Raw genomic sequence first — 21,779 nt, 5'->3', positions numbered from 1 at the left:
GCATCAAGGCGACCCCCAGGCCGGTGGTCTGCCCGATCCGGCAGGGCCTGGACGGGTGCCGACCGGCACCCGCCTCCGGACGTGTCCTGTTGCGGCCACAGCGGTAATGACCGCGCCGTTCCAGCGAAAGGAGAACGCAGGCATTTCGTCGATCGGCGATGGAGGGCACATGCGCGATGAACAGTTCGTCCGCACGGGTCGCCGACCCAGGCGTTCCACGACGACGCGGTGGCTCGTTCGGGCCGGCTGCTCCGTCCTGCTGCTGACCGCGTCCGTCGGGCTCGGCCGGGCCGCCGCTGCCTCCGCAGGCGCCCCCGTCACCTGCGGGAGCGTCCTGACAGGGAGCGTCACCCTGACCGGGGATCTGACGTGCCCCGGTGACGCGCTGATCGTCGGCGCCGACGACGTGACCATCGACCTGGCCGGGCACACCCTCCAGGGCGCGGGCACCGGCACCGGCGTCCAGGTCGGCTCCCAGGGGACCGCCTGGACCGGAACCGTCATACGCGACGGCCGGATCGAAGGGTTCGCCACCAGCGTCGGCGACGACGCCCTCACCCCCCACATCACTGTCGCCCTTCGCGACATGACGATCACCGGCGGCCCCGTGAAGCTGCGCGGCGGCGCCTGGCCTGAGCTCTCGATCAGCGGTTCCCCCCGCCGATGCGACGTGGACGCCGTGGACGCCCGCCAGATCCGCCTGACCATCGACGGCTGCACTCTGCACCGCGTCTCGGCCCGCAGCACCTACACGACGCTCACGTCGAGCAGAGTGATCTCGGGCAGCCTGTCCTTCAACGAGAACAACGCCGGACTCGTCACCGGCAACGTCTTCGACAACGCCCCGATCAGCGCGGACAACAACAGCTGGAACGTCGTGCTGCGCGACAACGTCCTCAAGAACGCCGACATCGCGGTACGGGCCGGCTGGGCGCCGGACACGCTCATCGAGGACAACACGTTCAAGAACAACTCCATCGGCGTATACGGCTACCTGATGGACGCCACCATCGCCCGCAACCGGTTCATCGGCAACCGCACCGCCGGCATCTACGTCAGGGACTCCACCACGTCGTCGTTCATCGACAACGTGTTCAAGGGAAACGGCCACGATCCCAGCGGGCTCACCGACGAGGCGGGCCTTCCCGTACGTGGCGCCATCCACATCGGCCGGAGAAGCTCCCCGATCACCCTGACGGGAAACGTGGGCAAGCACAACGACGGCTACTTCGTCTGGATCACGCCGCCCTCAGGAGCGATCGACGGCGGCGGCAACCGGGGCCGTCCCTGCGGTCCCCAGCCACTCCCGCTGACCTGCCACTGACCCCTCGCGGACACGCTCCCGCCCGCGCCGCGAGAGGCAACTTTGTCGGTCGTGCCCGCCATACTCGCCGCTGTCGATCAAGAGGACGACGGGATGCGGCGTGGAGGTATCGGCATGAGCGTGGAGCGCACGCTGACGTTCGTCGGCGGAAGTTCGGCCAAGTTCTGGGAGGTGCGCCAGGACGGCGCGGAGCTGCACATCCGGTACGGACGGCTGGGCGCGGCCGGTCAGACGCAGGTCAAGTCGTTCGGCTCGGCCGCCGCCGCCACTGCCGCCGCCGACAAGCTGGCGGCGGAGAAGATACGCAAGGGCTACGCGGAGGAGCAAATGGCCGCCTCGCCGCAGGCGGCTTCACCCGCGGCCGCCGGAGGCGTCGAGGACGAGGACCGGCTGGCGTTGCCGCCCGCCTGGTTGCGCGCTCTCCACCCCCGGCGAGGTGGAGCGAAGGCCCCGGTGCGGCGGCCGGATCCGAGCGCGCCGCAGAAACTGGCCGCCGAGCTGGGCCGACGCGGGAAGGTGCTCGCCGACATGGTGGCGAAGTGCCCGGATCCGGAACTCGCGGCCGCGGGCGCGGCGTACCTGGCGGGGGAGCCCGCCGGCACACCGCTGGGCGCGGCGGTGGTCGCCAAGGCGATGGCCGCGGCCCTGCCATGGAACGAGCGCGAGCTGTTGTCCCTGTTCCCCGAGACCTGGCTGGCCGAACGCGGCCTGGTGTTCGCGGCGGTGGCCGTGACCGAGCTCGCCTCGCTGGACTACGTCCACGACGGGGGCACCTGGATGGTCCGCCGGCTGGTCGACGGCGAGGCCTCCGACCAGTGGTACGGCTGGGCCTCCGGCGAGCAGATCGACGCCCGGGTGCGCGCCGCGCTGGCCGCCGCGTCCGACGCCGAGTACGCCGAGGTCGTCGCGGCGCTGGCGGTGAGCCGCGCGGGCGGGCTCCACCAGCGCGTGGCCGCCTCCTACCTGGCGCCCACCCAGACCGGGTGGGTCGCGGCCGACTGCGCCGAGGTGAGCCGGGTCCTCCCGGCTCTCGCCGTCCGCCTGATCGCCGCCATCAGCACGCCGGAGCACGCCGAGCTGATCGCGGACCATGTGCGTGGCCCCTACATGGGGGACTCCTTCGCCCTGCCGGCCACGGTCGTCGACGGCATGGGCGAGGCGGCCGTGCCGCTGCTGGCCGTCTGGGTGGACCACGCCTACGGCGCGGACAGCCGCAAGCGGCTGCTGCACGTGCTCGCCGACCTGCCGTACGACACGGCCATGCGGGCGATCCTCGACCGCGTCGAGCAGAAGTACACCCAGCCGGCCTTCCTGCGCGCGGCCTCCCGCTTCCCCCGCCGCGCGATGCGGATGCTGGCCGAGTCCGGCGGCAAGGTCGTCGACCTGCTGCTGCGCACCCAGGTGGCGGCCCGTCCCGACCTGGTGGACGAGGTGCGCGCCGGCCTCGGCGACGGCGCCGCCGCCGAGCGTCTCGACAGGATCGCGACCGCCGGCGCCGTCGCCGCTGCGCCGGAGGCGCTGCCCGAGGTGCTGGTCAGCCCGCCCTGGACCCGCCCGCGCAAGGCGCGCAAGGTCGTCGTGGTCGACGGCCTGGCGTGCACCGACGAACCGGCCCTCCTGTGGGCGCCGGGCGAGCAGGACAACTGGCGTTCCTCCCGGGCGGAGAATGCCTGGGGCCGGTCCTGGCGCCGGAGCTGGAAGGACGTCGCCCGCGGGATCGCCGAGGGCCGGGGCGCCCACTGGTCCGACGAGGTCGCCCTGTTCACCGCCGGGCCCGAGGAACTGGCCGCGCCGCTGATCGGGAAGTGGCGCCCTGGCGACCTGTGGGGGGCGGGCGACTGGATGCCGATGGTGGTGGCCAGGTTCGGGACGGCGGCGCTGCCCATGGTGGTCGACAGTGCCCGGCGCGGCCCCAGCTCGGTCGCCGCGTCGCTGCTGCCGTTCGCGGCGCCGGAGGTCGCCGTGCTGATGGCCGACTGGCTGGCCCGGCTGAAGTCGGTCCGCGCCACCGCGCTGGCCTGGCTGAACCGTCACCCCGCGGCGGCCGCCAGGGCGCTGGTCCCGGCGGCTCTCGGCAAGCCCGGCGTGGCCCGGCTCCGGGCCGAGCAGGCGCTGGCGGCGCTGGTCGCGGGCGGCCACCGCGACACCGTGGCCGAGGCCGCCGCAGGGTACGGGCCCGCCGCCGGGGCCGCCATCGCCGACCTGCTCGTGGCCGACCCGCTCGACGTGCTGCCCGCCAGGATGCCGGTGCTGCCCGAGTGGACGGAGGTCGCGATCACGACCCCGATCCAGCTGCGCGGCGACGCGGGCGCGCTGCCCCCCGAGGCGGCCCGCCACGTGATGACGATGCTGGCGATCTCCAAGCCGGGCGACCCGTACGCCGGTCTCGCCGTGGTCAAGCAGGCCTGCGACGGCCGCAGCCTCGCCGACTTCGCCTGGGCGCTGTTCCAGTGCTGGCAGGCGGCCGGCTACCCGTCCAAGGAGAGCTGGGTGATGGACGCGCAGGCGTTGCTCGGCGACGACGAGACCGTTCGGCGGCTGACCCCGCTGATCAGGACCTGGCCGGGCGAGGGCGGGCACGCGCGCGCGGTCGCCGGTCTGGACCTGCTGGCCTCCATCGGCTCCGAGGTGGCGCTGATGCACCTGCACGGCATCGCCGAGAAGGTCAAGTTCGGCGGGCTGAAGAACCGGGCCAAGCAGAAGATGGACGAGGTCGCCGCCGAGCTCGGCCTGAGGCCGCAGGAGCTGGCCGACCGGCTGGTGCCCGACTTCGGCCTGTCCGACGACGGCAGCCTGACCCTCGACTACGGCCGCAGGCGGTTCGTGGTGGGCTTCGACGAGCAGCTCAGGCCGTACGTGGCCGACGCGTCGGGCAAACGGCTGAAGAACCTGCCCAAGCCGGGCGCCAACGACGATCAGGAGCTCGCGACCGCCGCCTACCGGCGCTTCGCCGGGCTGAAGAAGGACGTGCGCTCGGTGGCCGGGGACGCCATCCGCCGCCTGGAGCAGGCCATGGTGAACCGGCGTCGCTGGAGCGCCGGCGACTTCGGCCGGCTGTTCGTCGGCCACCCGCTGCTCCGGCACATCGTCCGGCGGCTCGTGTGGGGCCTGTACGATCCGTCGGGCCGGCTCACGGGCACCCTGCGCGTGGCCGAGGACCGCAGCTTCGCCGACGTCGCGGACGACACGCTGACGTTGCCCGAAGACGCCCTCGTAGGCGTGGCGCACCCCCTGGAACTGGGGGAGGACCTGGCCGCCTGGTCCGAGGTGTTCGCCGACTACGAGATCCTGCAGCCGTTCCCGCAGCTGGGCAGGGAGACCTACGAGCTGGATCCGGCGCTGGTGGCCGAGATCGAGGCCGCCAGGATCCCCACCGGCGCGGTGATCGGCCTGGAGCGGCGCGGCTGGCGGCGCGGCACGCCTCAGGACGCCGGCTGGCAGGGCTGGATCGAGCGGGACGTGCCCGGCGGCAGGACCATCACGATCGGCCTCGATCCGGGCATCGCGATCGGCTATCTCGACCTCGCCGACGAGCAGACCCTGGTCGGGCTGGGGCTCGACGGCCTCGATCCGATCACCACCTCCGAGATCCTCCGAGACCTCAGGGACATCACCCGATGAACGGACACGCCCAGCGGCCCCCGGCCGAGATCCGCTACGCCGGCGAGCTGGCCAGGCTGCGGGAGCACGACACCGACGACCGGCCGCCCGGCTGGGCGCTCAGCCTGCGGGCCGCCCGCCGGTTCGTCCTCGGGGACGAGAAGCTGGGCATCAGCCGCAAGTTCGTGGGCGATCCCTCGCTGATCGACCGGTCCCTGGTGACGCTCGCGACCAACCGCGGGCTGATGCTGGTGGGCGAGCCCGGCACGGCGAAGTCGCTGCTGTCCGAACTGCTCGCCGCGGCCGTCAGCGGCACTTCGACGCTCACCATCCAGGGCGGCGCGGCCACCACCGAAGACCAGATCAAATACTCCTGGAACTACGCGCTGCTGGTCGCCGAGGGCCCCTCCACCCGGTCGCTGGTGCCCGCGCCGCTGCTGCGCGGCATGGCCGAGGGCAAGGTGGTGCGCTTCGAGGAGATCACCAGGTGCCCGCTGGAGGTGCAGGACTGCCTGCTGTCACCGCTGTCGGACCGGGTGCTCGCCGTACCGGAGCTGAGCGGGCCCGAGTCGATGGTGTTCGCCCAGGAGGGGTTCGCCATCCTGGCCACGGCCAACACCCGCGACCGCGGCGTCAACGAGATGAGCGCCGCGCTCAGGCGCCGCTTCAACTTCGAGGCCGTCTTCCCGATCGCCGACTTCGACACCGAGCTGGCGTTGGTGGAGGCGGAGGCGGTGGCGCTGCTCGAACGCTCGGGCGTCACCGCGCCGCCGCGCCGCGACGTGCTGGAGGTCCTGGTCACCACCTTCCGCGACCTGCGCCAGGGGCACACCGCGCGCGGCGACGCCACCGACCGGCTGTCGGGGGTGATGAGCACCGCGGAGGCGGTCTCGGTCGCCCATGCCGTCGGGGTGCGCGGCTGGTTCCTGCGCCGCGAGCCGGGCACCGCCGCCGACCTGGTCTCCTGCCTCGCCGGCACGGCCGCCAAGGACAACCCGGAGGACCTGGCCAAGCTCCGCAGGTACCTGGAGCGCAGGCGGCACGGCGACCAGTGGCAGGCCCTGTACGAGGCCCGCCACCTGCTGCCGGGCTGACCGATGGCGGTCATCTTCCTCGGCGTGCGGCACCACAGTCCCGCCTGCGCCCGGCTGGTCGCCGACACCATCCGTTCCGTACGTCCCGCGTACGTGCTGGTCGAAGGCCCGGCGGAGATGAACGACCGGATGGACGAGCTCCTGCTCGGCCATGAGCTGCCGATCGCCGTCCACACCGGCTACCGCGACCACGAGCGGCGCCACGGTTCATGGACGCCGCTGTGCGACTACTCCCCGGAGTGGGCGGCGCTGACCGCGGGCCGCGCGGCCGGCGCCGAGCTGCGCTTCATCGACCTGCCCGCCTGGCATCCCGCGCTGGCCGACGTCAGCAACCGGTACGCCGACGCCGAGGCCCGCTACGCCGAGGCGACCCGGCGGCTCTGCCGCGCCTTCGCCGTGGACAACATGGACGCGTTGTGGGACCACCTGTTCGAGATCGAACCGGCCGACGGGCTGGCCGAACGGCTGGCCACCTACTTCGACCTCGTACGCGGCGACACCGGGGCCGATCCTGGCGACACGGCCCGCGAGGCGTACATGGCGCAGTGGATCCGGGCGGCCGCCGGCGACGCGGGCGAGCGGCCGGTGGTCGTGGTCACGGGCGGCTTCCACCGTCCCGCGCTGATCCGGCTGGCCGAGCAGGGCGACCGGAGCTGGCCGGAGGTGCCGCGGCCGCCGGAGGGGGCGGCGGTCGGCAGCTACCTGGTGCCGTACTCGTTCCGCCGGCTGGACGCCTTCGACGGCTACCAGTCGGGCATGCCGTCGCCCGGCTACTACCAGGACCTGTGGGAGCACGGCCCCGACGGAGCCGCCCGCAGGCTCGTCGAGGCGGTGACGGCCCGGCTGCGCGCCCGGCGTCAGCAGGTCTCCACCGCCGATCTGATCGCCGCGCGCGCCACCGCCGACGGGATCGCGCTGCTGCGCGGCCACCCGCGTCCGGCCCGCGTCGACGTGCTCGACGGCCTGGCCACCGCGCTGGTCGGCGAGGCGATCGAGGTCCCGCTGCCCTGGGCGTCCCGCGGGCCCCTCCAGGCGGGCCACCACCCGGTCGTCGTGGAGATGATCGCGGCGCTCAGCGGTGACCGGACAGGCCGCCTGCACCCCTCGACCCCGCTGCCGCCGCTGGTCCACGCGGTGCTCGCCGAGCTGGGCGGCCCCGGCGACGAACGGCTCGACCTCGGCGGGCAAGCCGGCCGCACGCGCAGCCGCTTCCTGCACAGGCTGCGCGTGCTGGGCATCCCGGGCGTCGTCCGCACCGCGGGACCCCGCCCCGCGGGCGGCGCCGAGCTGGTCGAACAGTGGACGTTGACCGAGACCGACGCCCGCCTGCCCGCCCTGATCGAGGCAGGCGGGTACGGCGTGGACCCGCAGGCGGCGGCGGCCTCCGTGCTCGCCGAGCGGATCAGGGGCGCCGACCTGGACCGGCTGGCCGACGTGCTGTTCGACGCCGCGCTGTGCGGCATCGGCGAGCTGGCGGGGCAGGTGCTCGACGACCTCGCGCGGGCGATCGCCGCGGCGGCCGACCTGGGCTCGCTGGGCCGCACGCTCACCGTCGCCCTGGCGATGTGGCGCCACGACGAGCTGTTCGCCACCAGCGGCAGCACCACCTTGGGGACCGTGGTCCGGGCCGCCGCCCTCCGGGTGTTGTGGCTGGCCGAGGGCGTGCGCGGCGGGCCGGTCCCCGCCGATCCGCAGCGCATCGGCGCCATGGCCGCCGTCCGCGACGCGCTCAGGCATGCCGGGCCGCCGCTGGGCCTGGACCTGGACGCGGCGCTGGGCGTCGCCGACCGCGTCGCGGCCTGCCAGGACGTGCCGCCCGACCTGCGCGGGGCGGCGCTCGGGCTGGGCTGGTCACTGCGCGGCGCCGCCGCCGCGGACCCCGCGCGGGCGGTACGCGGCGCGTTCGTCCCCGCGTCGGCCGGCGACTGGCTGGCCGGGCTGTTCGCGCTCGCCCGCGAGGAGGTCCTGCACACCGGCGGCATGCTGGAGCTGCTCGACGAGCTGGTCGCGGCGATGAGCGACCACGACTTCCTGGTGGCCCTGCCGGCGCTGCGCCAGGCGTTCGGCTACTTCCCGCCCCGCGAGCGGCACCTCATCGCCACCCGCCTGGTCGAACTGCGCTCCGGCGCGGGCGCGTCCGCGTGGGACCTGATGCGGCTGGAGGCGGCGCCGGAACTGGTGGCCGCAGGCATGGCACTGGACGAACGAGTCGATGCGGCACTGCGCCGGGAGGGACTGATCACGCCATGACCGACCCCACCCTCGTACGGTGGCGGCTGCTGCTCGGCGAGGCCGGCGGCGCCTGCCTCGGCGGCGGGCGGCTCGACGAGGCGGCCGCCGGCCGCGACGCCGCCATGGACTGGCTGTACGGCCGCGACGAAGAACTGCGCAGGCGCGGCGTACGGCGGCAGGCCGGAAGCGGCCCGTCGAACCTGACCACGTTCGACTGGCTCGACGACATCACCCGCCTGTTCCCCAAGGAGACCGTCGAACGCCTGCAACGCGACGCCGTCGAACGCTACGAGATCCACGACCTCGTCACCGACCCCGACGTGCTCGCCCGCATCGAGCCCAACCCCGCGCTGCTCAAGGCGGTCCTGCACACCAAGCACCTGATGAACCCGCAGGTGTTGCGGCTGGCCAGGCGCATCGTGGAGCAGGTCGTCCGGCAGCTCATGGACAAGCTCGCCACCGAGGTGCGCAGCGCCTTCTCGGGCACGAGGGCGCGCCGGCCGGGCCGGCTGCGGCAGGCCCGCAACTTCGACATGGTCCGGACCCTGCGCGCCAACCTCGGCCGCTACCAGCCCGACACCGGCAAGGTCGTGATCGAGACCCCGCTGTTCTTCTCCCGCACCCGCCGCCACCTCGAACAGTGGCAGGTGATCCTGCTCGTCGACCAGTCCGGCTCGATGACGGACTCGGTGATCCACTCGGCGGTCACCGCGGCCTGCCTGTGGGGCCTGCCCGGCGTGCGCACCCACCTGGTCGCCTTCGACACCGACGTGGTGGACCTGACCTCCGACGTGGACGATCCCGTGGAACTGCTCATGAAGGTCCAGCTCGGCGGCGGCACCGACATCGCCCGCGCGGCCGCGTACGGCGCCGGGCTGGTGGACCAGCCGCGGCGGGCCGTCGTCGTGCTGATCTCCGACTTCTACGAGGGCGGCGATCGTCACCGGCTGGTACGCATCGTGCGTGACCTGGTCGAGCAGGGCAGCAAGGTCCTCGGCCTGGCCGCCCTCGACGAGCAGGCCAACCCCGACTACGACCGGGAGCTCGCGCAACGCCTGGCCGACGCCGGGGCGTACGTGGGCGCGATGACCCCCGGCGAGCTGGCGTCCTTCGTCGCGGAGCACGTGGGCCGATGAGAACGGATCTGCTCGGGCTCACCACCGACTCCCTCGCCGCGCTCACCAACCGCGGCCTGGTCAAGCGGGCGGGCAAGGAAGCCGCGCCGGACCTGCGTACCGACACCGACGGGACCGTGCACGGCGACTTCGCGGGCGGGCCGACCGCGAGCCTGCCACCCGGCGGCCTCGACGCGGCCCGCTGCACGTGCGGCGCCACCGGGGTCTGCCGGCATGTCGTCGGGGTGGTGCTGGCGTACCAGCACCGGCACGCCGCGACCGTCGAACATGCGCAGGGTGAGGGCTCCGATCCGGAACCCCCCGCCTGGTCGCCGGGGCAGGTGAGCGACGACGAGCTGACCGCCAGGATCGGCGCCCGCCTGATGGCCGCCGCCCGCCGTACCGAACGGGCCGGTTACACCGCCCGCGTGCGCCGCGCCACCGCCGCCGACCCCGCGCCGCAGGTCGAGCTCGCCACCGCGACCGTGCGTTTCCTGATCCCCGGCGACCTCGGCTTCGTGCACACCGACGCCGTCGCGGGCAGCCGCGACGACGTCATCGCCCTCGCCGTGTGGGCGTTCCGGGTGGCCGACGAGCTGCATCCCGGGACGCCGGAGGCACGGGTCGACGTCGGCGGCGAAGCCGGGACCGGCGCCGGATCCGGGCTGGAGCGGGCCCTGGGGCTGGCCGGCACGGTCCTGCGCGAAGGCGCGGCGCACCTCGGTCAGGGACTGGCGGCCACCATCGCCGACGTACAGCGCCATCTGGACGCCGCCGGATCGCGCTGGCCGCTGCTGGCCGTCGGCGACCTCGCCGAGCAACTGGCCGCCTACCGCGACCGCGGCGCCCACTACCGTCCCGAGCTGCTCGCGAGCCACCTCGCCGAGCTGCACGCCCGGCACCGGGCCGTGACCCGCCCCGACGCCACCCTCCGCAGCAGCGTGCTGGGCACCGCCGAGGCCGCCGAGACCCCGTTGCGCCGGGCCCGCCTGGACAGCCTGGGCTGCCGGATCCGCAGCCTCGGCGACCGGCGGATCGCCGAGATCTACCTGGCCCACGGCGACAGCGCGATGGTCCTGGTACTCCGCCGCGAATGGGACGGCGAACGGGACGGAGGCGACGGCGACGGCGCCGCCCTGGCACGGCGACGCGTCGCCGGCTCCACGCTGGCCGCCCTGGCCACCGGCAACCTCGTCACGGAATCCGCCGTCCGCAGCGCCAGCCGTACCGTGCGGCTGGCGACCGGGCGGATCGCCAGGACGACGGTCAGCCCGTCGCGAGGCGACTGGGGTGAGCTCTCGCCGTCCCTGGTGGTGACCGACCTCGCCGCGCTCGGCCGCGAACTCGACGCCCTCACGCTCCGGCCCGTCCGTCCGCGCGTCGAGGCGGAGCTGGTCCGCGTCGTCGCCGTCTCCGAGGTGGTGGCCATGACCTATGCCCCCGGCGACCAGCGCCTCGACGCCCTCATCGCCGACCAGGCGGGCAACCTCGCCACTGTCACCGCCACCCACACCGGCGCCGCCCCCGGCCGCCTCGACTCGCTGGCCGCCGTGCTCGCCGGGGAGGAAGGCGAGCTGCGTTTCGTCAGCGGAGTGGCCGGCCGTACCGCGGGCGGCGTCGTCATCGACCCCATCGGCCTGGCCGCCGGCGGCCGGGTCGTCGTGCCCGACCTGCTGCCCGCCGGAGGCGGCGGCCGGCCGGCGGCCGCGGAGGACATCCGGCACGACCCGCTGACCGCCGTGCTGATCGACACGCGCGGGCTGCTCGCGGAAGCGGCCCACCACGGCCTGTCCCACCTGCCGCCGACCTACGACGCCCGGCTCGGCACCGCCGCGCGGCGGCTGACCGCGCTCGGGCTCCACCGCATCGCGCGGGCCGTCACGGCGTTCGCGGCGGCGCGGTCCCAGGACTCGGGCGATGCGGCCGAGCAGACCTGGGTCGACGCCTACCTGCGCCTGGAGGTGGCCCTGGAACTGACCTGACCCGATCCGCGGCATCGCCGCGCACGGGTTGCTGATTTGACTTCTGTCGAAACAGTGGCACATGATGACCCCTGCTTAGACAAACTTCTATTCAGGAGGTCGCGTGATGCGCGCTCTGTTCAGCCGCCGCCCGTCCGTCGAGCGGGCGGAACAGTCATGAGCGACAGTTGCTGCGGCCCCGCCGCGATCGCGATCGAGCAGCTCACGGCCCCTCGGCAGGCCACCTCAGGGTGGCGGGACGACCTGCCCGTGGTCGTGATCGGCGCGGGCCCCGTCGGCCTGGCCGCCGCCGCGCACCTGACCGAGCGCGGCATCGACTTCCTGGTGCTGGAGGCCGGTGATCGGGTCGCCGCCTCGATCGCGCAGTGGGGGCACGTACGGGTGTTCAGCCCCTGGAAGTACGACATCGACGCCGCCGCCCGCCGCCTGCTGGAGGCCGACGGCTGGACCGCGCCCGACCCCGAACGGCTGCCGACCGGCGCCGAGATCGTCGCCGGCTACCTCGCCCCGCTGGCCGAGCTGCTCGGCGACCGGGTGCGCACGAACGCGCGAGTGACCGCCATCAGCCGCCTCGGCCACGACCGGGTGCGCACGGCGGGCCGCGAGCAGGCCCCCTTCCTGATCCGCCTGGCCGACGGCGGCGAACTGCGGGCAGGCGCGATCATCGACGCCTCCGGAACCTGGACCACGCCGAACGTGCTGGGCGCCGCCGGCCTGCCCGCCCACGGCGAGGACGACGTGCCCGTCGACCACGCCCTGCCCGACGTCCTCGGCGCCGACCGCGACCGCTACGAGGGCAGGCGCGTCCTGGTCGTCGGCGCGGGCCACTCGGCCGCCACCACGCTGCTCGCCCTGGCCCAGCTGGACGACACCCCGATCACCTGGGCCATCCGCGCGGGCGACGCCGGCCGCGCCTACGGCGGCGGCGACGCCGACGCCCTCCCGGCCCGCGGCGCGCTCGGCACCCGCCTGCGCGCCCACGTCGCCTCCGGTCGCATCACGTTGCTGACCGGCTTCTTCACGCACCAGGTACGCGCCACCGGCGACGGCGTCGAAGTGACCAGCCGCGCCCCCTCCGGCGCCGAGCAGTCGATCACCGTGGACCGGATCGTCAGCGCGACCGGCTACCGCCCCGACCACTCCATCGCCACGGAACTGCGTCTCGACCTGGACCCGGTGCTCGGCTCCACCCGTGCCCTGGCTCCGCTCATCGACCCCAACCAGCACTCCTGCGGCACCGTCCCGCCACACGGCGTCGACGAGCTGGCCCACCCCGAGCCCGGCTACTACGCCATCGGCGTCAAGAGCTACGGCCGCGCTCCCACCTTCCTGCTCGCCACCGGGTACGAGCAGGCCCGCTCCGTCGTCGCCGCGCTGGCCGGCGACTGGCGGGCGGCCCGCGACGTGCGGCTCGACCTGCCCGAGACCGGGGTGTGCTCGTCCAGCCCGGCCGAGGACCAGGAGCGGCGGGCCGGCCTGGCCACGGGCATCGGCGGCGGCCTGCTGTCGGCCCCGCTCCCGCTCGCCACCGTCAGTGCCCCGGCCGGCGCCGGTGCCGAGTCCGGCGGCTGCTGCGGCTGAGCGGGACGCCGCGCCACGGCCGTGGCGTGTGCCGTCTCCGCGTTCGCGCCGGTCGCCTGCCACCGCCTATGATTTAGACCGGCATCGAATTAAGGAGTCACGCCATGGCCGCCCCCGCCACCGCCCAGTGCTGTGCGCCGATCGCCCGCGAGCCGCTCGGCGAGGCCGACGCCGCCGAACTGGCCACCCTGCTCAAGGCCGTCGCCGACCCGGTACGGCTGCGCCTGCTGTCGCTGATCGGCTCCCACCCCGGCGGCGAGGCGTGCGTGTGCGACCTGACCGGCGTCTTCGACCTGACCGCCCCCACCATCTCCCACCACCTGAAGGTGCTGCGCACCGCCGGGCTGATCGACGGCGAACGCCGCGGCACCTGGGTCTACTACCGGATCATCCCCGAGGTGGTGAACAGGCTGGGCGCGCTGTTCGCGCCGCTCGCCGCCCCCGCCAAGGCGCAGAACGGCCCGGCGGACGTGGAACTCCTCACCGTATGACCGGCGCGGCCGCGTTCAGTCGAGCGTCGGAAGCCCCTTGCAGGACAATGTCTGACTTGCGCATCTGAGCAACTTTAATGCAGTCTGAAGTTGACAGAACGCCTGCTCAGTAGGGATGACACCATGGCCGACCTCGGTTGGGCGGAGATCCTGATCATCGCCCTCGTCTTCATGTTCCTGTTCGGCGCCAAGCGGCTGCCCGACACGGCCCGCGCGGTCGGCCGTTCGTTGCGGATCTTCAAGGCCGAGACCACCAGGACGGACGAGCCGGTCGCCTCGCTGGAGGAGCAGGCCCGGCGTCTGGAGGAGCAGGCGGCCAGGTTGCGGGCCGGCGCGCGACAGGACGCCCGGTAACAGGTGCGACGCTCGGGAGCCGCCGCGCCGCGCGCCTAGACTTGGCACCTGTCCGAAAAAGGAGTGAAGGTGGCCGGCGCAAAGACCCCTGATCCGCCCGCCGAAGTGCTGGCCGAGGCCGCGGCCGCCTTCGCGCTGCTGGCCTCGCCGCCCAGGCTGCACATCGTGTGGGCGCTGGCGCAGGGCGAGTGCGACGTGTCCGGGCTGGCCGAGCGGGTGGGTGGCGCGCTGCCGGCGATCAGCCAGCACCTGGCCAAGCTGAAGCTGGCCGGCCTGGTCCGCTCCCGCCGGGAGGGCCGCAGGGTCGTCTACCTGATCGACGACGAGGACGTCGTGGCCACCGTGCGCGGGCTCGTCGGACGGCTCTCGCAACGGGCCGGCGCCTCCGGAGGACGCGTCCATGGTCTGGGCGCCTGACGCGCCGACCACGCCCGGCTCCGGTCCGGCCCCGCTGAGCCAGCTCCAGACCCTGCGCCTGCTGGACACCGGGCCACGCGGCCTGACGGAGGAGCAGGCCGAGGCCCGCCTGCTGGAACACGGCGAGAACACGATCCCCGGCCGGCGGCCGGTGTCCTGGCCGCGCCGCCTGGCTCGCAGCCTGCGTGACCCGTTCACCATGACGCTGCTCGCACTGGGCCTCGTCGCCGCCGCGATCACCTCCTGGGGCACGGCGGGCGTCATCGTCCTGCTGGTCGTGGCGAGTTGCCTGCTGCGCTCCAACGGGGAGTTCCGGGCCGACCGCTCGACCGCGGCCCTGCGCGAGCTCGTGGCCACCACGGCCACCGTGCGACGGCGCGCCCACGAGGGAGGCGAGCCGCGGGAGCGGGAGATCCCCGTCGACCAGCTCGTCCCCGGTGACGTGCTCAAGCTGGGGCCCGGCGACCTGGTCCCCGCCGACGTGCGGCTGCTGCGGGCCGCCGGCCTGACCGTCCATCAGGCGCCGCTGACCGGAGAGTCGGCGCCCGTGCCCAAGCGGGCGCGTGACCTGCCCGACGGCGACGACCACCTGTGCTGGCAGGGCAGCAGCGTGGCCTCCGGCAGCGCGCTCGCCGTGGTGACGGCCACCGGCGGCGGCACCCTGTTCGCCGGCGCCCACGATGCTCCGGCGCGCGGACGTTCGGCCTTCGACCAGTCGGTGAACGGCATCTCCTGGATCCTGGTCCGGCTCATGCTGGTCGTCCCGCCCGTGGCTCTGGTGGCCGGCGCCGTCCTGCGCGACAGGGGACTGGAGGCGCTGCCGTTCGCGGTGGCGGTGGCCGTGGGGCTGACGCCCGAGATGCTGCCGGTCGTGGTGACCACTGCGCTCGCCCGTGGAGCGGCGCTGCTGGCCCGCCAGGGCGTGATCGTCAAGCGGCTGCCCGCGCTGCACGACGTGGGGGCGATCGACGTCCTGTGCATGGACAAGACCGGCACCCTGACCCGCGACCGGCCCGTGCTCAGCGGATCCGTCGGCCCTGACGGCAAGCCGGATCCCGAGGTGCTGCGCTGGGCGGCCGTCAACAGCTTCTGGACACTGCACCTGACCGATCCGCCGATCCCCGACCCGCTCGACGAGGCGATCCTGGAGTGCGCGCCCGACCTGGGCGACACCGAGGGGCTGGAGGCCACCCCCTTCGACCCCGCCCGGCGCCTGTCCCGCGCGGTGGTCCGCGACGGCGGCGCGGACGTCGTCGTGGTCAAGGGCGCCGTGGAGGCGGTGCTCGACCGGTGCGCGATGGGCCCGGGTGCGCGGCTGCGGGCCGGCGAGGTCGCCCGAGCCCTGGCCGAGGCCGGTGCGCGGGTGCTCGCGGTCGCCGTGACCGACCGCTCCGCCGGCCGTCCCGGCGCGGAGGGCGGGCTGACGCTCGCCGGCTTCCTCACCCTCGTCGACGAGCCGAGGCCGGACGCCGCCGCCGCGCTGGCGCTGCTGGCCCGCAGGGGCATCACCCTGAAGGTGCTGACCGGCGACCACCCGGCCACCGCCGCCCGTACGTGCCGGGAGCTGGGCCTCGACGTGGGGGCGGTGATCGAGGCGGCCGACCTCACCGCCGCGTCCGCCGAACGGGCCACGGTGATCGCCCGCTGCACCCCGGACGACAAGGCCCGCGTCGTACGGGCGCTGCGCGAGGCCGGGCACACGGTCGGCTTCCTCGGCGACGGCGTCAACGACTCGCCCGCCATGCGCGCCGCCGACGTCGGCATCTGCCCGCGCGCCGCCGTGGACGTCACCCGCGAGGCCGCCGACGTCGTGCTGGCCGGCAAGGACCTGTCGGCGATCGACCAGGCGATCGTCGCCGGACGGCGCAGCACCGGCAACATCGTCACCTATCTGCGCATCGCGCTGTCGTCCAATCTCGGGAACGTGATCGCGATGCTGGCGGCCGGGCTGGCGCTGCCGTTCCTGCCGATGTTGCCGGTCCAGGTGCTCCTGCAGAACGTCTGCTTCGACGTCGCCCAGCTCGCCTTCGCCTTCGACCGGGCCGCGCCGGCCGTCCTGCGGGGGCCGTTCGGGCTGCGCCCGCGTGGCATCCTCGGGTTCATCGCCCGTTTCGGGGCGCTCAACGCCGTCGCGGACCTGGCCACCTTCACCGTCCTGACCCAGGTCGTCGGCGCGGGCGACGAGCGCTCCTTCCACACGGGCTGGTTCATCGAGAACCTGCTCACCCAGGCCGTCATCATGCTGCTCCTGCGGCCCGTCGCCCCGGTCTCCCCGCCGTTGTGGCTGGCCACGGGCTCGCTCGCGGCGATCGGGTTACTGCTGCCGCTCTCGCCGCTGGCCGGTCCCGTCGGCCTGACCGCCCTGCCCGTCACGAGCTGTCTGTGGCTGGTGCTCGTGGCCGTTCTGTACGGCGGGGCGCTGGCCGTCCTCAACCGCCGCAGAAGGTTGTAGAGTTGCGCAATGTAGCAACTGTCATGGCCGTCGAACCGCTGGGGCGAACACATGCGCGCAGGGGAGCGTCAACGAGTCGCCGCGCTCGTCGTGTGGGCGCTGGTGTGCATGCTCGACCTCTGCCTGTGGGCCTGGGTCGACTGAGCCGTGTTCCGTCAGGCGGGCTCGTCGCCTCCTTCGATCGCCACAGAAGCCTGGTCAGTTCGCGTCGGCGCGGCCGTCGGTCGTGACCGCCTCACGCGACAGCAGCAGCTGGTCGAGTTTGGCGTTCACCGCCGCCAGCTGCTGCCTCACCTCCGCCAGCTCGGCCTGGGTCCGCGCTTCCGCCGGGGACGGCTCGGCGTCGTTCATGGCGTTGACCACCACCGCGATGAACAGGTTCAGCGCCACGAAGGTGGACATCAGGATGTAGGCGATGAAGAAGACCCACGCCCACGGCTTGTGCTCCATGACCGCCTGGGCGACGTTGCCCCAGTCGTCGCCGGTCATGATCTGGAACAGGGTGAACAGCGAGCGGGGCAGTTCGTCGAACCGTTCGGGCATGATCTCGCCGAACAGCTTGGTCGCGATCACCCCGGCGATGTAGATCATCAGGACGAGCAGGCCGATGATGGAGGCCATCCCGGGCACCGCCGACAACAACGCGCTGACCACGCGGCGCATGCTGGGCACCGCCGAGACCAGGCGCAGCGCCCTCAGGATGCGCAGCGCGCGCAGCACCGAGGCCGGGCCGGAGGCCGGGACGAGCGCGATCGCCACGATGACCGTGTCGAACCAGTTCCACGGGTCGGCGAAGAACGCGCGGCGGTAGGCGAACAGCCGGGCGGCGATCTCCACGGTGAAGACGGCCAGCGCGATCCGGTCGACGGCGTGCAGGAGACCACCGGCCCGGTCCATCAGGTAGGCGCTGGTCTCGCAGCCGATCGTGGCCGCGTTGAGCACGATGACGCCGATGACGGCCCGCTGGGTGAGCCGGTGTTCGAGCACGGCCCGCACGCGTTCTTGCCCGGACGACACTGGATCGCTCCTCACAGTGAAGATCACAAATCGCTGATCATGGTAGAGGCGAGGAGAGGCTCCCCATGCAACCGAACCCGGCTGAGACGCGGATCACATCCGGCACCTACGCTCGTCCATATGCGTTGACCTGGGAGAAGACGCCCCGGTCAGGACCGGCCTGTCCGGGGTCGGTAACGTCCGGACCAGGAAGCCGCAGCCGACGCGCTGCGGCGGAGAACACGAAACGGGAAGGATCGGTGGTGGTGTCCGTGTCAGCGGACCCGAGCAGTAGCCCCAGCCTCAGGTACGGCCTTCGTCTGCGGGGTGCACAGCCGCGATGAGTGTCGCCCTCGGCCTGGTGGCCATCGTCCTGCTCACCCTCGCCACCGGCTACTTCGTCGCCCAGGAGTTCGCCTACGTCAGCGCCGACCGGCTCGCCCTGTCCCAGCAGGCCGCCGCCGGTGACAAGAAGGCGGCCAAGGCGGTCAAGGTGATGGAACGGCTGTCGTTCATGTTGTCCGGCGCGCAGCTCGGCATCACCGTCACCGCGCTGATCGTGGGCTTCATCGCCAGGCCCGCGCTGGCCGAGCTGATCGCCCCCGCGCTGGAGGCGGCCGGGGTGCCGCAGGCGGCGATCGGCGGCATCGCGCTCGGCATCGGGTTCGCGCTGGCCACCGTGATCCAGATGGTGCTGGGCGAGCTGGCGCCCAAGAACCTGGCGCTGGCCCGTCCGGAGCCGCTGGCTCGCGCCCTGGCCGGCTCCACCCTGGTCTACCTGGCCATCGCCGGACCGGTCGTCAAGCTGTTCGACACCGCCGCCAACAGACTGCTGCGCGCCGTCGGCATCGAGCCGGTCGAGGAACTGCACCACGGCGCCACCCTGGAGGAGCTGGGCCACATCATCGGCGAGTCCGAGGCCCACGGCCACCTGCCCGGCAGCCACGCCGACGTGCTCGAACGGGCCCTGGCCTTCTCCGACCACACCGCCGAGGAAGTGATGGTGCCGCGCGTGGAGGTGGTCGCCGTGACCGGCGCGGCCACCGTGCCCGACCTGGACGAGATCGTCGCCGCCCACGGCCACACCCACTACCCGGTGCTCGGCGCCACCCTGGACGAGGTGATCGGCCTGGTCAGCCTGGGCGACCTGGCCGCCGTCCCGGTCGAGAAGGCCGCCACCACCCGCGTCGCCGACCTCGCCCGCGACGTGCTGATCGTGCCCTTCTCGATCAGCCTGCCGGACCTGGTGGCCCAGATGCACACGCGCGGCGAGGAAGTGGCCTGCGTGGTGGACGAGCACGGCGGCCTGGCCGGACTGGTCACCTGGGAGGACGTCGCCGAGGAACTGGTCGGCGAGATCGCCGACGAGAACGACGCCGACACCCCCCGGGCAGTGCGCCAGGGCGACGGCTGGGAACTGGACGCCGCCCTGCGCATCGACGAGATCGCTCTGGAGACGGACCTGAACCTGCCCGACGAGGACGAGTACGACACCCTGGCCGGGCTCATCCTGCACCGGCTGGGCCGCTTCGCCGTCCCCGGCGACGTCATCACCGCCGACCTGCCCGCCACCCTCGACCCCCATGCCCCCACGCACGCCCGCATCGAGGTGCTGACGCTGGACCGGCACGTGCCCGACCGCGTCCGCCTGACCCCCTACCGCGACGAATCGCAGGAGCAGTCATGAACCTGTCCGTCGGGCTGCTGCTCACCCTGCTGCTGCTGATCGGCAACGGCTTCTTCGTCGCCGCTGAGTTCGCCCTGGTCGCGGCCAAGCGGCACCGTCTGGAGAAGGCCGCCGCGCAGGGGAGCAAGGCCGCCTCCGCCGCCCTGTCGGGGATCAAGGAGCTGTCGCTCATGCTGGCCGGCGCGCAGCTCGGCATCACGCTGTGCTCGCTCGGGCTCGGCGTGGTGTCCGAACCGCTGATCGCCGGCACCCTCGTCCCGCTCTTCGACGCCGTCGGCCTGCCCGAGGCCGCCGCGCACGCGGTGGCGTTCGTCATCGCGCTGGCGGTCGTGACGTTCCTGCACATGGTGCTCGGCGAGATGGCGCCCAAGTCCTGGGCCATCGCCCACCCCGAGCGCTCGGCCACCCTGCTCGCGCTGCCGTTCCGCGGCTTCACCCTGCTGGTCCGTCCGCTGATCAGCGCGTTGAACGCCGTCACCAACGGGCTGCTGCGGCTGTTCGGCGTCCGTCCGGACGAGGCGGGCGCCAAGGCGCGCACCCCCGACCAGCTTCGGCACCTGGTGGAGGAGTCACGCCGGCTCGGCCTGATCGAGCCGGACGACCACGTCGTGCTCAGCCAGGCCCTGCGGGCGCCGCAGTCCGGCATCACCGCGCTGATCACGCCGGCCGAGCAGATCGTCGGCGTCCCCGCCACCGCCGCCGCCCAGGACGTCATCGACGCCTGCAACCGGTCCGGGCTCACCCGGCTGATCGTGTGGTCCGACGCCGGGCCGAGCGGGGTCGTGCACCTGCGCGACGCCTACCTGGCCCGCCGGCGCGGCACCGCCACCACCGCCGCCCAGCTCGCCTACCGCGTGCCGGACCTGCCTCGGGAGACCTCGGTCGCCGACGCGGTCGCCCGGCTGCGGGCCGCGCACAGCCAGATCGCCCTGATCCGCGACGACGCCGGCGCGGTCATCGGCCTCGTCACCCTGGACGACCTGCTCACCACCCTCCTGGTGCCCGCCTGACCACTCGTTCGGCGCAGTTCGTTCGGTGCGGTGCCCCGGCTCCCGGCCGGCCGGGACGCCGATGTCGGCCATCGACCGGCCCGTGCCACCGGACGGCTGTGTCTGCGGAGTAGGCGCTCATATTCGGCATATCGGGAAATTCCTCTTTGTTTATGAATGCGCCCGTCTCCTCTCGTCGGCCTTTCTTTGCCATTGCCTTACCTGTCGGTGTGTGCTCAAATTATGATTCGATTTACCCATTCCGGCCGGGATGCTAGGCGGCAGAATTGCGACATGGATAGACATGTCGCTTTCGGCGGCTGCAGAATCGACATTTCGCACAATCGACGGAGGAAGATCGCCATGTTCAAGAAACTGCTGCGTTTCCTTCCCGCCGGCCTCGCGGCCGGCTCGCTGCTGGCCACCGTGGCCCTGCCCGCTCCGGCGTCGGCGTCCGCCTCCCGGGCCGCAACGCGGCAAAATGTCGTCACCGTACTCGGCTACAACAGCACCGACTGGAAATACCTCCAGGTGCCGTCCGGGGCCAACGCCCCGCGTTTCTACGAGCCGGAGTTCGACGACAGCGACTGGGCGAGCGGGCAAGAAGGATTCGGCACCACCAACGGCACCTGCGCGTGGAACAATTCCACCAACGTCAAGACGTCCTGGGCGGTGAACACCGACATCCTGGTACGCCACTGGGTGCACATCCCGCGCAACGCACGACTGGTCCGCATCCAGGGAACGATCGACAACGATGCGCGGGTCTACTTCAACGGCCGCCTCGTCCAGACCGTCAGGAGCGGCCGCTGCGCCGCGGGCGCCATCAACGTCGTCCTACCCGCCAGGCACCTGGAGCGCTGCAACCTCCTGGCCATCCGTGGCCATGACTACGGCGCCGCCACCTATCTGAACGTCGAGGTCAGCTACGTGAAGCTGACCCCCTCCGCCTGAACGAGCACCGCCGCGAGCCCCCGGCCCCCTCGAACTGCGAGAGGGCCGGGGGCTCTCTCCGTGCAAACTCTCCCGCCAGGACGGGCCGCAGGCCGGAGGGGAGGTCAGCTGGGGCCGAACCAGGTGGAGAGTGCTTCTCGCAGCGCAGGCGTGGCCGCCCCGCCGGTCCGCTGGCCCCGAGCCTGCCGGACAGGTGCGGCCCGCGAGCTCCACTCCGCGGGAGTCGCGATCACGCTCATGGTGCAAGAGCACAAGCGGCTCGGCCGCACATCGGGAGCGAAAGCCGTCGCCAAGGCTGCCGGTCCGCCCGAACCGCGCGACGTCGCGCCGAAGCTGCGACCGTGTTGAGCGACAGAAGAGCGTCAGTTGTCGGCGACAAGATTCAGTAACCGACTGTAGTGGCGCATCGGATGCGTCACTTTGCCGGGGCCGATCTCTTTGAACGGCTGCCTGCAGTACAGCCTGGCAACGGAGTCTGGGCCGACGAGGGCGGCGGGGGTGATGAGCCAGC

At 73.1% G+C, this 21,779-nt stretch carries 15 protein-coding genes; 14 read left to right on the top strand and 1 reads right to left on the bottom strand.

Annotation, left to right across the window (positions count from 1 at the left end; genetic code table 11):
* The first annotated feature begins 169 nt into the window (after positions 1-169).
* The 11 genes from ACWEJ6_RS28430 (at position 170) to mgtA (ending at position 16,642) form a co-directional block, all read left to right on the top strand.
* Complete coding sequence (locus tag ACWEJ6_RS28430) at positions 170-1,324, top strand: right-handed parallel beta-helix repeat-containing protein (RefSeq protein ID WP_452427584.1); 1,155 nt, start codon at positions 170-172, stop codon at positions 1,322-1,324.
* Positions 1,325-1,438: 114 nt separating this feature from the next.
* The gene (locus tag ACWEJ6_RS28425) at positions 1,439-4,945 is read left to right on the top strand and encodes a WGR and DUF4132 domain-containing protein (RefSeq protein WP_452427582.1); all 3,507 of its coding nucleotides are present in this window, start codon (positions 1,439-1,441) and stop codon (positions 4,943-4,945) included.
* Positions 4,942-6,018 carry an ATP-binding protein gene (locus ACWEJ6_RS28420; protein ID WP_452427580.1) on the top strand — a complete coding sequence of 359 codons (1,077 nt, stop codon included), beginning with the start codon at positions 4,942-4,944 and terminating at the stop codon, positions 6,016-6,018. The genes ACWEJ6_RS28425 and ACWEJ6_RS28420 overlap by 4 nt, the downstream gene beginning before the upstream one ends.
* A 24-nt stretch (positions 6,019-6,042) precedes the next feature.
* Positions 6,043-8,268, top strand: a complete 2,226-nt coding sequence (locus ACWEJ6_RS28415; protein WP_452427578.1) for a DUF5682 family protein — start codon at positions 6,043-6,045, stop codon at positions 8,266-8,268.
* On the top strand, positions 8,265-9,386 hold the full coding sequence (locus tag ACWEJ6_RS28410) for a VWA domain-containing protein (RefSeq protein WP_452427576.1): 1,122 nt from the start codon (positions 8,265-8,267) through the stop codon (positions 9,384-9,386). The genes ACWEJ6_RS28415 and ACWEJ6_RS28410 overlap by 4 nt, the downstream gene beginning before the upstream one ends.
* On the top strand, positions 9,383-11,347 hold the full coding sequence (locus ACWEJ6_RS28405; RefSeq protein WP_452427574.1) for a hypothetical protein: 1,965 nt from the start codon (positions 9,383-9,385) through the stop codon (positions 11,345-11,347). The genes ACWEJ6_RS28410 and ACWEJ6_RS28405 overlap by 4 nt, the downstream gene beginning before the upstream one ends.
* A gap of 156 nt (positions 11,348-11,503) precedes the next feature.
* The gene (locus tag ACWEJ6_RS28400) at positions 11,504-12,928 is read left to right on the top strand and encodes an FAD-dependent oxidoreductase (RefSeq protein ID WP_452427572.1); all 1,425 of its coding nucleotides are present in this window, start codon (positions 11,504-11,506) and stop codon (positions 12,926-12,928) included.
* Between the two features lie 104 nt (positions 12,929-13,032).
* On the top strand, positions 13,033-13,419 hold the full coding sequence (locus ACWEJ6_RS28395; protein WP_452427570.1) for a metalloregulator ArsR/SmtB family transcription factor: 387 nt from the start codon (positions 13,033-13,035) through the stop codon (positions 13,417-13,419).
* A gap of 123 nt (positions 13,420-13,542) precedes the next feature.
* Positions 13,543-13,773, top strand: coding sequence for a twin-arginine translocase TatA/TatE family subunit (locus ACWEJ6_RS28390; protein ID WP_452427568.1), 231 nt, complete (start codon positions 13,543-13,545; stop codon positions 13,771-13,773).
* A gap of 69 nt (positions 13,774-13,842) precedes the next feature.
* Positions 13,843-14,190 carry an ArsR/SmtB family transcription factor gene (locus ACWEJ6_RS28385; RefSeq protein WP_352359749.1) on the top strand — a complete coding sequence of 116 codons (348 nt, stop codon included), beginning with the start codon at positions 13,843-13,845 and terminating at the stop codon, positions 14,188-14,190.
* A complete protein-coding gene (gene mgtA, locus ACWEJ6_RS28380) occupies positions 14,174-16,642 on the top strand; it encodes a magnesium-translocating P-type ATPase (protein ID WP_452427565.1) in 2,469 nt (822 codons plus the stop codon). Before ACWEJ6_RS28385 ends, mgtA begins: the two co-directional genes overlap by 17 nt.
* Positions 16,643-16,840: 198 nt before the next feature.
* Here the strand turns inward: mgtA and ACWEJ6_RS28375 are convergent, their stop codons facing one another.
* Positions 16,841-17,659 carry an ion transporter gene (locus tag ACWEJ6_RS28375; protein ID WP_452427563.1) on the bottom strand — a complete coding sequence of 273 codons (819 nt, stop codon included), beginning with the start codon at positions 17,657-17,659 and terminating at the stop codon, positions 16,841-16,843.
* 319 nt (positions 17,660-17,978) lie between these two features.
* Here ACWEJ6_RS28375 and ACWEJ6_RS28370 point away from each other — a divergent pair, with 319 nt between their 5' ends.
* The 3 genes from ACWEJ6_RS28370 (at position 17,979) to ACWEJ6_RS28360 (ending at position 21,268) form a co-directional block, all read left to right on the top strand.
* Positions 17,979-19,325, top strand: coding sequence for a hemolysin family protein (locus tag ACWEJ6_RS28370; protein ID WP_452427562.1), 1,347 nt, complete (start codon positions 17,979-17,981; stop codon positions 19,323-19,325).
* Entirely contained in the window at positions 19,322-20,335 is a 1,014-nt protein-coding gene (locus ACWEJ6_RS28365) for a hemolysin family protein (RefSeq protein WP_452427560.1), read from the top strand. The genes ACWEJ6_RS28370 and ACWEJ6_RS28365 overlap by 4 nt, the downstream gene beginning before the upstream one ends.
* Before the next feature lie 273 nt (positions 20,336-20,608).
* Positions 20,609-21,268 carry a hypothetical protein gene (locus ACWEJ6_RS28360; RefSeq protein ID WP_452427558.1) on the top strand — a complete coding sequence of 220 codons (660 nt, stop codon included), beginning with the start codon at positions 20,609-20,611 and terminating at the stop codon, positions 21,266-21,268.
* Positions 21,269-21,779: the final 511 nt, after the last annotated feature.

The sequence above is a fragment of the Nonomuraea sp. NPDC004702 genome (genome assembly GCF_053601695.1).
Note: the sequence above shows the minus strand (reverse complement) of the source record. Positions and strands in the feature narration are given on the sequence as shown.